This window comes from Pedobacter heparinus (genome assembly GCF_032678725.1).
GTDB lineage: Bacteria > Bacteroidota > Bacteroidia > Sphingobacteriales > Sphingobacteriaceae > Pedobacter > Pedobacter heparinus_A.
Map to the genome: position 1 here is coordinate 195,826 of NZ_JAVTSC010000011.1, position 16,817 is coordinate 212,642.

Genomic DNA, 16,817 nt, shown 5'->3' on the forward strand with positions numbered 1-16,817 from the left:
CTCAGTTCATTAATTTTAGTTAAATACTTTAAAAAGGGGTTGATACTTTAATGTAAAAACGTATTTTTGCAATCCTTAATTTTTTTAAATAAAATGTCTGTAGCAGAAAAAGAAATAAATCAGCCGGTAAGAAAAGGCTCTTTTTTAGAAGAAAATTCGAAAAGCCTTTTATTCATTGCAGGTGCAATTGTAGTATTAGTAGCCATTTACTTCTGGTATCAAAATGTATACCTTAAAAACAGGGCTGAAGAAGCTTCAGCAAAAATGTATAAGGCAGAGCAATACATTGGCGGTCCTGATTCCTTAGCCAGCAAAGCCATAAACGGTGAAGGTGGTTATCCCGGCCTGGAGAAAATTGCGGAAGAGTATGACAATACCAAATCTGCAAATCTCGCCAACTTATATCTTGGCGGCATCTATCTGCGTAAAGGCGAATACAAAAAAGCCACTGAAGTTTTAGGTAAATATTCGGAAACCGGAAGTACAGTTGCCGATCCATTGGCCCTGGGGCTTTTAGGGGATGCTTACAGTGAATTAAAAGACTTCAAACAAGCTGCAACTTATTATAAAAAGGCAGCGGATAAAGCCAGCAATAAATTCACCTCACCTATGTTCCTTAAAAAATTAGGACTGGTTTACGAGAACACTAAAGATTTTAAAGCAGCTGAAGAAGCTTATAACAAAATCAAAACACAATATCCCGAGAGTCAGGAAGCAGCGATGATAGATGAATACATCGCACGTGCTGCTGCCCAGGCAAAATAAAAAATATTGTTAAAAATAAAATAACCCTGTATATTTCATATATGCAGGGTTATTTTATTATATAATGAAAAAAATTGTCATACTTACCGGCGCAGGTATCAGTGCTGAAAGCGGATTACAAACATTTAGAGATGTCGATGGACTATGGGAAGGCTATGATATAGCAGATGTTGCCACTCCGGAAGCCTGGAAGCGCAACCCTGAGCTGGTACAGCAGTTTTACAATGAAAGGCGCAGGTCAGTCATTGCAGCGCAACCTAACGCTGCACACAAAGCCCTGGCAAGGCTACAGGAAAAGTATGACCTTCAAATCATTACCCAGAACATTGACGATTTACATGAAAGAGGGGGTGTTAAAAACGTTCTCCATTTGCATGGGATCATTACACGTTCTCAGTCTGATGTGGATGCTGCTGTCACCTACCCTATTGAAGGATGGGAGATCAAACCTACTGATGTATGTGAATACGGCCTGCCTTTACGCCCGCATGTCGTATGGTTCGGAGAAAACGTACCCAACCTGCAACTGGCAGCAAAAATATGTAGCAAGGCTGATATTTTCGCGGTTATCGGAACTTCCCTGGCTGTTTATCCGGCCGCTGGCCTGACTGATTATGTTCCACCGGCTGCAATGAAATATGCTGTAGACCCAAATCTCCCCCGGATGAGGGGTAATTTTAAAAAAATAGCACAGACGGCTACTATTGGCGTACCGCAAATGGTAGCAGAACTGATGAATTTAAAGTAAAACAAAAAAGCATCCATAAAATGGATGCTTTTTTCAATTATAAAATAAGTTGATTAGCTGATCTTAACATTGATGGCATTTAAGCCTTTTTTACCTTGCTCTACATCGTAGCTTACTGAATCATTCTCGCGAATGCTATCGATTAAACCTGAAGAGTGTACAAAGATTTCGCTATCACCATTAGCTGGTACGATAAATCCAAAACCTTTTGTTTCATTGAAAAATTTTACTGTTCCTTGTTGCATTGTATATAAATTATGCTCAAATGTAAATACAATTATCGGATAATCAACTATTTATATTCAACAATCGACAAAAAGCGGCTCTAATACACACGAGACAGCAATTGCCTGGCATCAAAATCTACAAAGAGACACCAGTTTAAATGAATTTTCCCTAAGTTTGCGCTATGGCAACACAACTAAAAAACTTATCTGATTTTTCTCATACGACCGTGCCCGATGGCGCCGCTTTCAAATTTGCTATTGCCGTTGCAGAATGGAATGCAGAAATTACCGGCAGCCTGTACAATGGGGCACTGGCAACCTTGCTTAAACATGGCGTACCCGCAGAAAATATCATTTCTGTACCTGTGCCAGGCAGCTTTGAGCTAACAGCCACAGCTGAAATTCTTTTACAAAAACACAAAGACCTGGATGCGGTAATTTGCCTAGGCTGCGTGATCCAGGGTGAGACTAAACATTTTGACTTTATATGTGACGCTGTAGCAAATGGAATTACCAATATTGGCATTAAGCATGGCAAGGCAGTAATATTTGGAGTATTGACCACGAATGACCAACAGCAGGCGATAGACAGGGCCGGAGGGAAACACGGCAATAAAGGTGACGAAGCTGCCATTACTGCATTAAAAATGGCGGAACTTGCTGCTACTGTATAACAAACTTTGATTCTTTTGTTAAAAACTGTAGCTTAGTAGAGATATTACAAATTATAAACAGATGAAAAAAGTTGCAATACTATTGCTTGGCGTGTTTTTTGCAATAACAGTTCTGGAAGCTTGCTCTAACAAGATCTGTCCGGCTTACAGTTCCTATCCGGAAGGCAAAAGAAGAAGAGGGTAAACTCCGGTAATTATTAAATAAGGATACAGATGCAGTGGAAAAATATTACGAGTGCTGACCAGGTCAGTGAAATCAAAGAACAGCAAGGATACAGTTTAATTTTTAAGCACAGCACCCGCTGTTCCGTAAGTTTAATGGCTAAAAGACGATTTGAAATGGATTGGTCTGCCATTCCGGAAAATACTGCACTTTATTTTCTGGATCTGATCAGTTACCGGGACATTTCCGCACAAATCGCCGATACCTTCCAGGTGCAGCATGAGTCGCCGCAAATCCTGGTGGTGAAAAACGGCGACTGCATATTAGATGCTTCCCACAGCGACATTTCTGCGGAAGAAGTTGCGGAAGTAATCAATGGTAATTAATTTATAAAAAAATAAATCAGCTGATTTCTGCTGATTTTCCTGCCCTTGCTTTTTCTGCCCTTTTCACTGCCAGCCAGCCGCTGTAAAGTAAGTTGGTATCCAGAACTGGTTTTGGAAAGAATAAACTGGCCACATAGCCTACAACAATCACGATCAGGTGACTATATACACCCAGCATCAGCTTGTGGTGCGTAAAGTTATATTTACCAAAATCCAGCAACAGTGATTTATTCGTTCCTATCCCAATTTCTGTAGAGGTTAAAAATGCATAAGCTGTGAAAATGATGCAGACAATAATGGCGATGGTAATTCCCTGATTATTTGCCCTGGCACTAAACAAGCCAAGTAAGAACATGCCTACAATACCCCCTGAAAATATAGCGTATAAGGTAAATACGATACCCAATATCCCTTCCTCTCCTGCATTTAAATACAACATGGCTATGCCTATAGAGATCAAACCTGATAAGGCAACAATATATTTAGAGGCTTTTAAATAAGAGCGGTCTGTTTTGCCTGGTTTTAATTTCTTGTAATAATCTTCTACACCGACAGCTGCCAGGGAATTCAAATCAGCACTCAGGCTACAAATTGCAGCAGAGATCATAGCCGAAAGAATCAAACCAATAACACCTGTTGGCAATTTGGTCATGATAAAATAGGGAAAAACAGCATCGGCTCTTATGTCAGCGGGAATTGGGTTTTGTTTATAAAATACAAACAAGGCCGTTCCGATAAACATAAACAAGATCCATACAGGTACGGTAAGCAAAATCCCCAACAGTGATGCACCAATAGCTGATTTATCTGTTTTGGCTGTCAGGTAACGCTGAACCACCGTTTGGTCTGTTGCATATTTTTGCACCGCATAAAAAGCCCCGTTGATCACCATTACAACAAAGGTCAGTTTGGTCAGGTCCCATTCATAGGGGCCAAAACCGGTTCGTCCGTTAGCCGTTGCCACTTTCCAAACTTCTGCTGGTCCGCCATCTATCGAAAAAAGCAATATACTGATGCAAATGATCCCGCTGGCAAAAAGCATAAAACCCTGAAATACATCCAGCCAGATTACCGCCTCAATTCCGCCCAGTAAATTCACAATGATAATAATTGCCCCCACAATGAGAATAATCGCCGCAGTATTGACATGGATCATGCTATTTAATGCCACTGCCAGTAAAAAGAAAACTGTTCCCATACCAGAAAACTGTCTCAATACGAAGGCCAGCGAGCTGTAATAACGGGCAAAAGAACCAAATCTCTGCTCAAAATATTCGTAAGTACTCAAATTGATCACTTTCCGGTAAAGCGGAACAATGAACCAGATCACACCAAGCAGCACTACCGGCACCATTAATCCCTGAACCAGTAAAATCCAGTTAGAGGAGTAGCCGGTGCCCGGATAAGCCAGGAATGTCACACTGCTGATCAGCGTAGCAAGCAGCGAAATTCCTATTGCCCAGGAAGGGATTTTTCCTTTTGCAAGGAAGTAATTTTTTGTAGTTTTCTGTCCTCTGGCAAATACCAGCCCGAACACGAGTGTTCCTATCAGAAATACAATTATAATGATGTAATCTAATACATGCAGTGATGAGTTCATACTTGGTTATGGTTATTAGGTTTTACTGATTCGCATTTATAGGTACTTCCATATGGAAGATGGCCAGGTGTAACTGCCAGGTTTCATAGTTAAGTGTAAATTTTTATTTTCTTCAACTTTCATCCGGATTACGCCCGGGGCCAGTTCTTGTGTAGGATGAAATTTTCTGTATTCCAGTTTATCGATAATTGCAGAGGCTGTAGCACCGCCTTCTATTACGAGTTCTTCCAGCTGAACACGCTGCATGACATTGTCTACCACCGTCGCAATTGTTTTGCCGAGCTCAGACGAAAGATTTTCTACCCTGGGCTCTTCAATAGTGTTTACTGCAATAATTACTGTCCCGGATCCCTGAATGCCTTTAAGGATATCTTCTTCCCACTGCGCCATATACAAAGTCTGGTCTGCAGGTGTACAGAACATCTTTGAAGGCATATATGACACATATTGCCCATCCATACGGGCATCTTCTACAACGCTTCTGCTCATTGGAAAAGCGCTTCCGCATACATAAATTACTTTCTTTCCAAATGCAAAGCCAACATGTTCCGCTGGTGTATCATGTACTTTAATTTTTCTCAAAAGGGCATTGAAAAAACTGGATCCGCCGGCCATTACCGTTTCCTCATCCACCCTGCCTGCCCAATGGTCCAGATCAGTCTCATCAGCAGTATTGCCAATGATGAGCCCGTTATCTGGCATAAGTTCACCTTTTGAAATAACGAACGTATTTTTGCGGGAATGTTCCCCCATCAGATCTATTACCCTTGAAGAGCTGATCTGGTGCTTCACATTGCGGGCAAAAGTCGATTCTTTTAAAGGAAGTCCTTCGTAATAATATACCCCATCCTTAATGACACGTTTTAAGGAAGGATTGGCCGGAATCAGTAAGGCCCTGCTTTTTTGAGTAACGGCCATCTGTTCTAAAAGTTCTTCCCCAACATTCCCCCGCAATACAGAATCTATTTTTTTATAAATGATTTCCGGCTGAAGGCTGAGGAGTTGCAAGGTAAGCTCACGGATAATTTTTCTTGCTTCCTGCGGGGGTTTTGACCTGGTATTTGTTGCAATAATCAGGATATCCGTTTCGGTACCCTTCAGCACGCGTGTATCTATAATAGCATTCCAACCCTGTCTTAAGGCAATCCCCCCAATTTCTGCCGCTCCCGTGAAATCATCCGCAATAACTGCTATCATAATTATTATTTATTTGGTACGTACCATATTAACTGCATACTCAATCGCTAAATTCATTGCGTCGGCGCTGGCTATTCCTCTTCCTGCAATTTCCATTGCGGTACCATGATCTACTGAAGTTCTGATGATGGGCAGTCCTAAAGTAATGTTTACCCCTCTTACACTTTTCATTTGCTTAGCCGATTTATCCCAGTTAAATCCTACCACTTTAAAAGGGATATGGCCCTGATCGTGGTACATCGCTACAATTCCGTCATATACCCCACCAATGGCTTTGGGAAATAAAGTATCGGCAGGCACCGGCCCTTCCACTGTATACCCTCTGCGCCTTGCTTCTTCAATCGCAGGGATAATTTCCAGCTGCTCTTCATCTCCAAACAGGCCGCCATCACTCGCGTGCGGGTTTAATCCTGCAACCCCAATTTTTGGATGGCTGATCCCCAATTGCTGACAGGCAGAAACGATCAGCTCTATGGTATCCAGTATTCTCTGTTTTTTGACCAGATCGCATGCCTGTCTTAAGGAAACATGTGTAGATACATGGATCACCCTCAGGTCATCTTCAACCAGCAACATGCCGTATTTCTTCGTGTCTGTATAATGCGCATAGATCTCTGTATGCCCTGAAAATTTATGACCGGCCAGATGAATGGATTCTTTATTGATCGGTCCGGTTACTGTAGCATCCACCAAACCCTTCATGGCCAGATCAATCACTTTAACTACCGTATCAAAAGCAGCAGCCCCGGCGGCAACAGAATTTTGTCCGGTTACGATTTCGGCACTTGCATATCCGAGGTCATACACATCAATACTTCCAAACTCAAATTTTGCATCCTTTACATCCTTTATGGGGTTTACCGTCAGATCCAGCCCGCAAAACCCGATGGCAGCCCTGCAGATCTCTGCATCACCGACCAACAGGGGATTACAAATTTCATATATGCAAGCATTGGCCAGCGCTTTTACAGCCACTTCAGGACCAATACTTGCGGGATCTCCCATAGTTATACCTAAAACAGGTTTTTTAATATTCATCTCCATTGTTATTGTTTACATTAATTAAGTGTTCAAATTCCGCTGTCATCCTGGCAACAACCGATCTTTCGTCTTCAGCAGACAGCTGGTATAAAGGGGGCAGCATGGCTGTTCCGCAAAGCGAATAAGCTGACATCATAATCTTCAGTACCGGCAGTGCTTTGCTTAACACACGGTCTTTCTGATAAATTTCCGATAAGTAATCTGCTTTGGCCTGTGCTGCAGCTGCCATTGCGGCATTTCCTGATCCTGCCGCATCAACGATGGACTGGTAGAGCCCTGGCGCCAAATTGCCGGTACTTGGGACAATGCCATCTGCACCCAAAAACAAGGCTTGCTGCGATTTTAATGCCCAGCCCAGCAGATAAGAAAAATCAGCTCTGCCTTTCCACCTTGAAATCGCATCAATCATCCGTTCCTCACCTTTCTCTGAATCTTTAAATCCTAAGATGTTGTGGTGATGGCTCAATTGATCTGCCACATCAAGCGGAATACTCAAATGCGTAGTTGCAGGGATATTATAGACAATTAGCGGCAGGGGCACTGCATCGGCCAGATTTTCAAAATACCTTAACATCTGGTCACTTTCTACCGGATAATAAGAAGGCATGGTAGATACCAGGGCGTCAATACCCAGGTCTGCATACAGCTTTGCCTCGGCAATGACCTCTGAAAGACAATTGCCCGAAATGCCTGCATAAACCATTTTTTCTCCTGCAGTTGCCTTTACTACTGCAGAAACCAGCCTTGCCCTTTCTTCTTTGGCTATGGAAACCGATTCACCGGTGGTACCCAACAAGAACGGATGTGTTCCATAACTGGTTAAATGTTCCGTTATTCTGGCGGCAGCTTCCACATCCACCTTAAACTCCTGTGTAAAGGGGGTGACCATAGGCACCACCACTCCATTAAATTTTTTCTTCATCATCCCTTAAAATGCCGATTCATAGATTTTTTTAGCATCTTCCAATGCAACCTCCCTCAAGTTATTTTTCAGCAGCCGTTCTATTTTAACGGCATCAACTGCCATAGCCTCAATTGCGCTGAGCGGTACATTTACCGCTGCCAGTGAATTTGGCAAGCCACAATCCCTGATCAGTTTTTTAAGTAGTGCTACCCCCTCTTTTGCCGTATCCAATGCGGTACTGCGCTGCGTTGCACCAAGGGCAACTGCAATGGCTGAATAGCGCTCCGGAGCAGCCGGCAAGGTGAACTCCATAACTGCGGGCAGTAAAAGTGCTATAGATAAGCCGTGGTTAATATGAAACTTTACCCCAAGCGGATAAGCCAGCGCATGAACGGCAGCAGTATTGACCGGTCCCAGGCACATTCCACCATACATACTACCCAGGGCAACCTGCGACCTGGCTTCAAGATCTGCCCCATCGTCACATGCCCTTTTCAGGTATTTAGCCACCAGGCTTATCCCTTCCAGCGCAATCAAATCGGTTACCGGATGCGAAAACTTATTCGCATAGGCTTCCAGGCAATGTGTCAGGGCATCAATTCCGGTTGAGGCCGTAATCGCTTTCGGAACAGAAACAGTTAGTACCGGATCAATATAAGCTGCATCCGGTACTAAATACGGACTGATCACCCCAATTTTATTCCCATCTGCATCTACAAAGATGCCATTCGGAGAAACCTCACTTCCTGTACCGGATGTGGTAGGGATACAGGCTAAATAGGTTGCCCTTTCTGCCAGATTCCCTTTTCCAATAACTGCGGTAGTACTTTGTGTATTTAACAATTGTGCAGCAACCAATTTAGCTACATCCAATATGCTTCCTCCCCCTATTCCCACTACACTGTCTGCTTTAAAAGCCCTTGCTTCTTCCAGGATTTCTTCAAAATCCTGAAAAGAGGGTTCTTTGGCAATGGAAGTATTTTGTTTGATCACTATCCCAGCTGAACCCAATTTTTCCATTTTTTCTGCCAGCTGCCCTTCCAGACCTGCGAAACTCAAAACAAATAGCCTCTTCAAACCCAGTTCCAGATAGTCCTGGATAAACTGATCAAAGCAATCATTTCCAAAAACCAGTCTTTTGGGATTTAACAATGTTACTACTGATGTATTGTGCATATCCTATATTTTTGCTTGTTCATATTATGGCTATTTCTCTTTACTGCCGCAAGATCTCCTGATCATGAGCTCTGTTTTATAAATGATGCTGGCCACCTCACGCTCTGGAGAAAGGATCCTTTGGATCAACAATTCCATAGCCCGTTTGCCAATTTCAAACCCGGGTTGCCTTACCGCTGTAAGGGGTGGGTTTAATGAATTTGCCCAATAAACATCATCAAAACCGATAATGGCTATATCTTCGGGAATCTTCAAACCTCTTTTGTTAATGGTTTCTAAAGCCCCCAGCGTAAGCAGGTTATTCCCCGTAAAGATTGCGGTTGGTGGGTTTTTCAGGTCCAGCAAATGGGCAGCCAGCTCAGCACCACTTTCATAATCTGATTCCCTGCTCACTATGATTTCCGGATCTATTGCAATGTTGTATTGCTTCAATGCCTGTTCATACCCTGCCAAACGTTCCATAGTTGTAGGGATCAGTTGGTTTCCTGTAATGTGCCCGATACGCTTATGTTGTAATTTGATTAAATGCTCGATGGCATTGAAAGCTCCTTTCTGGTTGTCAACCTTCACCAGGTCTACCTCAACATCGCTTAGCCCCCTGTCAATGCAAACGACCGGGAAGCCCTCTTTTACCAGTTCTTTAATGTAAATGTCCTTTTCATTTGATGGTGCCACAATAAAACCATCTACCGATTCTGATTTTAAAATATCCAGATACAGCTTTTCTTTCTTCTCATCCTGAGAAAAATTACCAATCACTACAGCAGCATTATTTGCATAAGCAAAAACCTCTATCCCTCTGATCACGTCCACGTAAAAAGGATTCTGTATATCAGGGATCAGCAAACCAATTAACCTGCTGCTTTTCCTGGTGGTACGCAAACGCTGGGCAACACGATTGGGAGAGTACTTAAGTGCCTTTATCGCATTCATCACCTTCACCTTAGTCTCATATTTAACCACCTCATCAGCATTTAAAACCCTGGATACAGTCGCAACAGAAACACCTGCCAGATCAGCTACATTTTTTAGACTTGACATAATATATTTTTTATAGACATGCTAAATGTAATCGTTTACTTTTCTAAAATCAGAGCTTTGTTTTAAAAAAAAATATTTCGACAAGAGAACCTGTACGTGTACGCATTTTAATGTTAAAGGTATCTGACATAAACGGTTAGAATATTTTTGTTTTAACTGATGAAAGGTAAAAACCTGCAGGTTTAACTTTACCGTCAGCATCCGGAAGATCATAGTCCTGATCGGTAGGTGTATCTGCATTTGGAAAACGGACCACATCTCCGGTTTTGAAAACAATACGGGAAACACTTTCCAATGGTGCGAACAAAATGCTATTGCCCATCTGTTGCCCGTTTATGCTGACGGTATACAGCCTGGTGTCAACATCTAGCTTCACTTCGATATCGTAACGCTGTCCGGCAACGTACTCCATCAGGTTCTTATTTCTATAACCCGCCTTAAGCTTTATCGTCTTTTTATCATCAAAAGAAAGCCTGATACCGGCAGACCCCCTGGCATCCTGAAATTCAACATTCAGCAATCCATTGTCATTTTGCTGAGGGACAACCGAAAAAGCGGCAATCAGTTTTTTGACCGCCGGAATAACTCTTTCCGCTTTTGCATAATCAAAAGGGTCAAAGTCATTTAAAGAAAGTGCTTTATTTCCATCCGGCATTTTTCCCATTTTTACAGGTGCCCTCAAAGGGCTGTAAGTATTCCAATCTGCAAGTTCCTTACCATCCGGCATGGCATTGAATACTTCATCAGCCTGCCGGTCTGCCTTTGCCTTAACAGGCAGAGGAATGGAGGATACCCAGATATCTTCTTTATTGACACTATAAGTAACCCATAATTTTTTATCCGGCGGCACGCCATTGCCTTCCTCAATTCCTCTTACATATTGGGGGCCGTAAGATTTATACGAGCCACCGTAACGCATAGCAGTGATCTCTCCGTGCACCAGCAACAAATCCTCATAATTCAACCCGTCGTTACTTACAGAAACAGCCAGTGGCCACCTGAATTCTGAAGGATTATATACGGTAACAAATTTTCCATCCGATGTGCGTTGCCCCCAGATTTTGGCATTACTGTTCACCACTTTAGGTGCCCTTACAGGTTTATATTCCCAGGTTTTGCCTTCATCCTTACTGATACTGGTCAAACCATTTTTCCAAAGCCCGACAACCCTGTTATCCGGCAGGTGATAATAACTAAAAGCCTTATAATCACCTTTCAATTTAATCAGTGGATCATTGTTATCTGATTCTTCCGCCCATTGCTGAACCATTAAAGTATTGTTCAGCAATTCAGTACAGGCCGCAATAAATCCTTTGTCTTTGCTGCGCTTATAATTGGGATAATTTGTGTTTTTTTCACTATACAAATGGTTATAGTTGATGAAGTAGATCGGACCAAATTTTCCATCCGGTAAAATTTCCCGCACTACTCTCCCGATTCCGTTTCCATCATTCGGACCATCCTTTGGGTTAAAAGAAATCCCGTAATAGCCCAGGGCCAGCAAACGGTTTTTTCCGGAAACAAAGAAGCTCATCCGCTGGTGCATCACTGCAGTCAGGTTTTTTGCCACCTCGTCAATACCTTCTTTCCTGGTGCCATCAGCTATTTTATAGGGAGGAAAAATTACTTTGGGCGAATCCCATATCTCCCCTTCAGCAGAAGTGGTCAGGAGGGTTTGCCCGGGAGGAACATGTTCCCCAACAGGATTACTTAGGTACTGCAGATAAAACCTGTTGTTCCAGTAAGCCAGCATGGGCTGATGGCTGTAAGTCCAGTCTAATCCATTAATTTTATCCGGATTGGAGCGGTCTGCCCGGAACACCTGGATGTTATGCACCCCAACTGCCGGGGGAAGCTGTCCATGATGATAGTCAACATTGACGATCGTTTTACCGGTATATCTAAGCGTATCCTGTGCATGTACAAAACTGCAGGGCATTAAAAAAGCGGCAATTATAAATTTAAGGGAAGGTGACTTCATGATTTATTGATGTTTAATTGTACCCGTCGTTCTGTGTAATGATGTTATTTTGCAGCCTAACCGTCTCCGGAACGGGCAATAAAAGCTTTTTCTCGGTAACAGGTTTCCCTTTTGCGCTCAAAACAGTTACCGCACGGCCAGTTCTTTTCAAGTCAAACCATCGGTGAAACTCGATGGCGAGCTCTACCCTTCTTTCGTGTTCAATGGCAAGGGCCAGTGTAGGATATTTTGCAGAAGGATAACCTGGCGTTCCAAACAATGGTAAGTTTACCCTTGTCCTGACTTCATTGAGGTATTTCGGATCGTCAGTTGCTTCGGCAAGCATCAGTAAGACATCTGCAAAGCGGTAAACCATGAAATTGTTGTTGGCCAGCACATTATTATCTGTTTTAACCGCAGTTGGATCTATCCATTTGATCGGGTACTTCTGCTCCTGAAACACTGCCCCATTCTGAAAACCCGGTGTTATACTAACATCGCGTCTTGGATCACCCGTTTCATATTCATTGTACAGATCGTCGGTCACCTGGTTCATGCCAATCCCACTAAACCCAAACACATTTACATTTGGAGAATAAGTACGGTAAAATTTGCTATAGGTACCGGTGGATATGCTGCTTGCGCCACCAAGGTATTGAATTTCGAAGATGGATTCTTTGGTGTTTTTTACTGTCGGACCAAAGACCGCTGCATAAGTAGGCTGCAATTTATAGTTAGGATTGTTGTATACCGACATTAAAGCCGCTTTAGCATTGCCTTTATCGTTTAAAGTCAGGTAAACTTCTCCTTTGGCAGTTAAGGCTGCCCCTTGCGTAGCTCTTCCAATTGCAGCAGGCGGTAATTTCTCTGCAGCAAAAGTCAGGTCGTCCAGGATCAATTGATATACATCAGCTTTGGGTGAACGCGCCACCTTATAGGTTTCTTCCACCGAAAGCGGTTTCGTTACAATGGGAACATCTCCCCAAAGGCGCACCATATTGAAGTAATACAATCCCCTCAGGAAAGACATTTGTGCTTTTACACTTTCCTTTTCTGCCGCCGTCAGTTCAGCATCATCGAGTTTACTCAAAATGATGTTAATGCTGTACAGGGAGGAATAATAGGTTCTCCAGAAGCTGTATACCAGCGTATTGTTGGTCTGCAGGTTGTAATCTTTAAATGCAAATTTATCAGTTTGGTTTCCGGCAATAATGTACAGTGTGGTGTTGTCGCCCATCATTTCAGCGGTATAGGACACCGGGCCTTCAGGATCATACACATTATACAGTGTGGAATAAGCGGCATTTACAGCAAGGTCCATATCTGCCTTCGTTTTGTAAAACGTTTCGGCATTTGCATTGGATTCAGGTGCCAATTCCAGGAAAGATTTTTTACAGCCGGATGCGGATAATACCAGCAGCGCCAGCAGCAGGATTTTATGTTTGATATTCATGACATTCATTTTATTTTCAATTGATAAAATCATTTATTTAGAAACTGGCCCTTAAACCAACTGTAATCACACGCGGAACCGGATAGGAACCGTAATCCAGTCCGATCAGCGCGCCCGGGGGTGTTGCCGAGGAAACTGTACCCGAATTGGCAGCTGTACCATTTGAAGCATAAGAGGTGGCACTGAAGGTAGTATTCTCAGGATCATACCCCGTGTATTTACTGAATAAATAGACATTGTCTGCATTCGCATAAATCCGCAATGTTTTGATAGACGTTCCTTTTAACAGTCTTTCAGGCAGGGCATAAGAAACGTTAACGTTCTTTAACCTCAGGTAAGAAGCATCTTCTACCCATAACGTAGAGAATGCCGATTGAAAGGCTTTGCGAACCATAGTCGGCCTTGGATTGATGCCATCTCCGGGTTCAGCCTCCGATTTATAATAATTATTTACGTTAGCGTAAAGATTTCTGCCGCTGTTCCAATAGCCCAGGAACCTGTAATTCTGGTTCACAATCTCTCCGCCATAAGAACCCTGAAACATGAAGGACAACTCTATTCCCTTATAAGAAAAGGTATTGACAATGCCGGCAGTGAACTTAGGCTGGTAATTACCGATGACCGTTCTGTCGTCGATTGTTATTTTGCCATCGCCGTTCACATCCCTTATGATCGGATCGCCCGGAACGGTACTGGCTTCATGGATGCTGTTGTTGATTTGCGCCTGGTTGATATACACCCCATCAAACTGGTAGCCGTAAAAATTAGATATGGGCTGTCCGACTTCTGTTTTTACGGTCGTTTCGTTATCTGTAAAATAGATCGGTGCATTGTTAGGCCCCAATTGAAGTACTTCGTTTTTGTTGTGCGAGAAGTTAAAGTCGGTAGTCCATTTAAAGTCTCCGGTAAAGTTTTTAGAATTGATATTCAGTTCTACCCCTGCGTTTTTCATTTTACCGATATTGGTGAGCTGCGTTCCGAATCCGGAAATATCAGGCACAGGCACGTTCAGGAGCATGTCTTTGGTGATGGAGCTGTAGTATTCTGCCGAAAAGTTTAGCCGGTTGTTGAAAACACCCAGGTCAAGCCCAAGGTTCAGCTGGTTGGTTTTTTCCCATTTCAAATCCTTATTGTTGATATTGAGCGTGATCAACCCACTGGAAAGTGCATCCCCCTGCGCATAATTGCCCTGACCAAGCAGACTGCTCGAGCCATAATTCGGGATCTGGTTGTTCCCCGCCACACCATAACTCGCCCTCAGTTTTAATAAGGAAATCGCTTTTATGCTGGCAAAGAAACTTTCATCAGATGCGACCCATGCGCCAGATACCGAAGGGAAGTAACCCCATTTATTATTGATACCAAAGCGGGAACTGCCATCACGGCGAATCGTAGAAGTTAAAAAGTACCTGTTCTTATAATTGTAATTCAAACGGGCCAGATAACTGATCATTGACCATTCAGAAATGGTGGAAGTTCCGGAAGTTACGGTGCCCGCGTTTAAGGTATGAACCAGGTCGTTGGGAAAATTAGTTGCCGTTGCCGACTGGAATTCATCATGTTGTTTCTGAACAGTATATCCCGCCAGCACGTTGAAGGTATGGTCTTTAACTTTCAGATCGTAGTTCAGTGTATTTTCATTTAACCAGTTTAGCAGGTAGCCACTGGATGCCGTTCCTGTAGAAGGCGTCAAGGATTGATTGAAACCATATCCCTGGTTTTTGATCAGGTAATAATTGTAGCGATTGTTGCCAAGGTTTCCGTTTAAACTGGTCCGGAATTTCAGGTTGTCGAGGATCTTATATTCCGCATAACCGATCGCCAGCGTATTGAAGGCTTTATTTTGTTTGTCCGTAAACCGGGTGGTGGCATAAGGATGCCATAAGTTGACAGGGTTAAACTGCAGATAGCGGTTCCAGATGGAGTTTGGATCAGCCATTCCAAGATTTCCATTTTCATTGTACAATGGGAAAAACGGGTCGCTTTGCAGGGCTAAGCCAATGACATCACTTTTTCCCTGGGTGCCGTCGGTACGGTCGTAAATCCCGGTAAAGCTCAGGTTCATACCAAGGGTAAATTTGTCAGACACGTTGTGTTTCACATTTGAACGTAAGGATAAACGCTTATAATAGTTTTGGTCGAGCACCGCATCCTGGTCTAAATAAGAAGCCGAGAAGAGGAACTGTGTTTTATCTGTCCCCCCCGAAACGGATAACTGCCCGCTTTTCATGGGAGCTACCCTAAACATCACATCCTGCCAATCTGTACCCGCTCCGAACTGCCCCGGGTTACTGATGAATTCTTCGGGGATTTTATAGGTAGAAGCATTTCCCCTTACGCTGTTTGGATCAGAGGCCTTTCTGCCACCCCCCAGATCTGTCCAGGAGTTGTTTTTGGCCAGGATGTAATACTGGATCCATTGCTGGGCATCCATCATATCAATCATCCGCGCTACCTTCTGGCTACCGTATTCCAGGTTGACGTTGATATCTGTCTTGCCCGATTTTCCCATTTTGGTGGTCACAAGGATAACCCCGCTGGCACCCCTTGATCCATAAATAGCAGCAGAGGAAGCATCCTTTAGTACCTCTACAGAAGCGATGTCCTGGGAATTGATCAGGTTGAGGTTAAAATTTTCCAGCGGCACGCCATCTACCACAAAAAGTGGATTGGTACCAGCAGTAATGGAACTTACGCCCCTGATCCGGATGATAGGCGCTACACCCGGCGCGCCCTGGCCCTGGCTGATGTTTACACCCGCCACTTGTCCGGCGAGAGATTGGGTGACATTGGTATAAGAGCGGTCCTTAAATTTATCGTACCCAATGGAGGCTACCGAACCGGTAACTGCTTTTTTAGATTGGGTTCCGTACCCTATGACCACAGTTTCATTTAATGTTTTTACATCTTCGCTGAGTTTAACGTTAATGGTTTTCTGGTTATTTACCGGAAGCTCCTGAGTTACCGCACCAGTAAAACTGAACACCAAAATACCATTATCCGGCACAGTTAAACTGTAATTCCCATTTGCATCTGTCATTGTTCCGGTATTCGTACCTTTAAGCTTTACACTTACCCCAGGAATTCCCAGACCCTTATCATCAGAAACGCGGCCGTTTACTTTGATGTCTGCAAAAAAAACAGCTGCATTAATAACACCCCGTTCAATAGGTACAGCAGCGAACAACTGTGCTGCAGTCATCAATAAACCCATCATCAAAGTGAGTTTTCGTATAGCTTTTATAAAAAGTTGCATATTATTTCGTTTAATCATTTAAAACATTTGCGTTAAGAGACACTTGACTATCCATCAATCTGTATAAATTGATGTAATGCGCTTAAGGTGGGAATTTCTTACTCATCATCTGATTTATATTTGGTTTTTGGTTGCTTTAGCTGATCTGTTTACCTTAATAAATTATCATTTACCATGATTTCTCAAGGCCAACATAAAATGTAATCGATTACATTTATGTGCAAAA

Annotated in this window: 15 protein-coding genes; 5 read left to right on the plus strand and 10 right to left on the minus strand. The window is 43.0% G+C overall.

Translation table 11 applies throughout. From position 1 onward, the window contains the following. Positions 1-93: 93 nt before the first annotated feature. Positions 94-765, plus strand: coding sequence for a tetratricopeptide repeat protein (locus tag R2Q85_RS17345; protein ID WP_316813052.1), 672 nt, complete (start codon positions 94-96; stop codon positions 763-765). A gap of 64 nt (positions 766-829) precedes the next feature. Continuing rightward, a complete protein-coding gene (locus tag R2Q85_RS17350; RefSeq protein WP_316813053.1) occupies positions 830-1,513 on the plus strand; it encodes an SIR2 family NAD-dependent protein deacylase in 684 nt (227 codons plus the stop codon). 53 nt (positions 1,514-1,566) lie between these two features. Here R2Q85_RS17350 and R2Q85_RS17355 read toward each other — a convergent pair whose 3' ends face one another. Then, entirely contained in the window at positions 1,567-1,758 is a 192-nt protein-coding gene (locus R2Q85_RS17355; RefSeq protein ID WP_012780707.1) for a cold-shock protein, read from the minus strand. 164 nt (positions 1,759-1,922) lie between these two features. Here R2Q85_RS17355 and ribH point away from each other — a divergent pair, with 164 nt between their 5' ends. The 3 genes from ribH to ytxJ all read left to right on the plus strand — a co-directional run bounded on the left by ribH (position 1,923) and on the right by ytxJ (position 2,963). Next, complete coding sequence (gene ribH / locus R2Q85_RS17360; RefSeq protein WP_316813054.1) at positions 1,923-2,414, plus strand: 6,7-dimethyl-8-ribityllumazine synthase; 492 nt, start codon at positions 1,923-1,925, stop codon at positions 2,412-2,414. A 61-nt stretch (positions 2,415-2,475) separates the two neighbouring features. After that, positions 2,476-2,598 carry a hypothetical protein gene (locus R2Q85_RS17365; RefSeq protein ID WP_262710989.1) on the plus strand — a complete coding sequence of 41 codons (123 nt, stop codon included), beginning with the start codon at positions 2,476-2,478 and terminating at the stop codon, positions 2,596-2,598. A 29-nt stretch (positions 2,599-2,627) separates the two neighbouring features. Further along, a complete protein-coding gene (gene ytxJ / locus R2Q85_RS17370) occupies positions 2,628-2,963 on the plus strand; it encodes a bacillithiol system redox-active protein YtxJ (RefSeq protein WP_316813055.1) in 336 nt (111 codons plus the stop codon). A gap of 16 nt (positions 2,964-2,979) precedes the next feature. On the opposite strand, the gene R2Q85_RS17375 is transcribed toward ytxJ, so the two are convergent. From R2Q85_RS17375 to R2Q85_RS17415, 9 genes are all read right to left on the minus strand, one after another. Continuing rightward, the gene (locus R2Q85_RS17375; protein WP_316813056.1) at positions 2,980-4,563 is read right to left on the minus strand and encodes a sodium:solute symporter; all 1,584 of its coding nucleotides are present in this window, start codon (positions 4,561-4,563) and stop codon (positions 2,980-2,982) included. Between the two features lie 36 nt (positions 4,564-4,599). Next, positions 4,600-5,760, minus strand: coding sequence for a four-carbon acid sugar kinase family protein (locus R2Q85_RS17380; RefSeq protein ID WP_316813057.1), 1,161 nt, complete (start codon positions 5,758-5,760; stop codon positions 4,600-4,602). Between the two features lie 9 nt (positions 5,761-5,769). Beyond that, the gene (pdxA, locus tag R2Q85_RS17385; RefSeq protein ID WP_316813058.1) at positions 5,770-6,798 is read right to left on the minus strand and encodes a 4-hydroxythreonine-4-phosphate dehydrogenase PdxA; all 1,029 of its coding nucleotides are present in this window, start codon (positions 6,796-6,798) and stop codon (positions 5,770-5,772) included. Then, entirely contained in the window at positions 6,788-7,726 is a 939-nt protein-coding gene (locus R2Q85_RS17390; RefSeq protein WP_316813059.1) for a dihydrodipicolinate synthase family protein, read from the minus strand. The genes pdxA and R2Q85_RS17390 overlap by 11 nt, the downstream gene beginning before the upstream one ends. A 3-nt stretch (positions 7,727-7,729) precedes the next feature. Beyond that, positions 7,730-8,881 carry an iron-containing alcohol dehydrogenase gene (locus tag R2Q85_RS17395; protein ID WP_316813060.1) on the minus strand — a complete coding sequence of 384 codons (1,152 nt, stop codon included), beginning with the start codon at positions 8,879-8,881 and terminating at the stop codon, positions 7,730-7,732. A 30-nt stretch (positions 8,882-8,911) separates the two neighbouring features. Next, positions 8,912-9,922 carry a LacI family DNA-binding transcriptional regulator gene (locus R2Q85_RS17400; protein WP_316813061.1) on the minus strand — a complete coding sequence of 337 codons (1,011 nt, stop codon included), beginning with the start codon at positions 9,920-9,922 and terminating at the stop codon, positions 8,912-8,914. 136 nt (positions 9,923-10,058) lie between these two features. Next, positions 10,059-11,903, minus strand: coding sequence for an exo-alpha-sialidase (locus tag R2Q85_RS17405; RefSeq protein WP_316813062.1), 1,845 nt, complete (start codon positions 11,901-11,903; stop codon positions 10,059-10,061). Positions 11,904-11,916: 13 nt separating this feature from the next. After that, complete coding sequence (locus R2Q85_RS17410) at positions 11,917-13,335, minus strand: RagB/SusD family nutrient uptake outer membrane protein (RefSeq protein ID WP_316813063.1); 1,419 nt, start codon at positions 13,333-13,335, stop codon at positions 11,917-11,919. A 37-nt stretch (positions 13,336-13,372) separates the two neighbouring features. Beyond that, the gene (locus R2Q85_RS17415; protein ID WP_316813064.1) at positions 13,373-16,591 is read right to left on the minus strand and encodes a TonB-dependent receptor; all 3,219 of its coding nucleotides are present in this window, start codon (positions 16,589-16,591) and stop codon (positions 13,373-13,375) included. Positions 16,592-16,817 lie beyond the last annotated feature (226 nt).

What these genes read in the sequence shown, in the direction of transcription:
- R2Q85_RS17345 (WP_316813052.1), top strand. Translation starts at nt 94, where the DNA reads ATGTCTGTAGCAGAAAAAGAAATAAATCAGCCGGTAAGAAAAGGCTCT.
- R2Q85_RS17350 (WP_316813053.1), top strand. Translation starts at nt 830, where the DNA reads ATGAAAAAAATTGTCATACTTACCGGCGCAGGTATCAGTGCTGAAAGC.
- R2Q85_RS17355 (WP_012780707.1), bottom strand. Translation starts at nt 1,758, where the DNA reads ATGCAACAAGGAACAGTAAAATTTTTCAATGAAACAAAAGGTTTTGGA.
- ribH (WP_316813054.1), top strand. Translation starts at nt 1,923, where the DNA reads ATGGCAACACAACTAAAAAACTTATCTGATTTTTCTCATACGACCGTG.
- R2Q85_RS17365 (WP_262710989.1), top strand. Translation starts at nt 2,476, where the DNA reads ATGAAAAAAGTTGCAATACTATTGCTTGGCGTGTTTTTTGCAATAACA.
- ytxJ (WP_316813055.1), top strand. Translation starts at nt 2,628, where the DNA reads ATGCAGTGGAAAAATATTACGAGTGCTGACCAGGTCAGTGAAATCAAA.
- R2Q85_RS17375 (WP_316813056.1), bottom strand. Translation starts at nt 4,563, where the DNA reads ATGAACTCATCACTGCATGTATTAGATTACATCATTATAATTGTATTT.
- R2Q85_RS17380 (WP_316813057.1), bottom strand. Translation starts at nt 5,760, where the DNA reads ATGATAGCAGTTATTGCGGATGATTTCACGGGAGCGGCAGAAATTGGG.
- pdxA (WP_316813058.1), bottom strand. Translation starts at nt 6,798, where the DNA reads ATGAATATTAAAAAACCTGTTTTAGGTATAACTATGGGAGATCCCGCA.
- R2Q85_RS17390 (WP_316813059.1), bottom strand. Translation starts at nt 7,726, where the DNA reads ATGATGAAGAAAAAATTTAATGGAGTGGTGGTGCCTATGGTCACCCCC.
- R2Q85_RS17395 (WP_316813060.1), bottom strand. Translation starts at nt 8,881, where the DNA reads ATGCACAATACATCAGTAGTAACATTGTTAAATCCCAAAAGACTGGTT.
- R2Q85_RS17400 (WP_316813061.1), bottom strand. Translation starts at nt 9,922, where the DNA reads ATGTCAAGTCTAAAAAATGTAGCTGATCTGGCAGGTGTTTCTGTTGCG.
- R2Q85_RS17405 (WP_316813062.1), bottom strand. Translation starts at nt 11,903, where the DNA reads ATGAAGTCACCTTCCCTTAAATTTATAATTGCCGCTTTTTTAATGCCC.
- R2Q85_RS17410 (WP_316813063.1), bottom strand. Translation starts at nt 13,335, where the DNA reads ATGAATATCAAACATAAAATCCTGCTGCTGGCGCTGCTGGTATTATCC.
- R2Q85_RS17415 (WP_316813064.1), bottom strand. Translation starts at nt 16,591, where the DNA reads ATGCAACTTTTTATAAAAGCTATACGAAAACTCACTTTGATGATGGGT.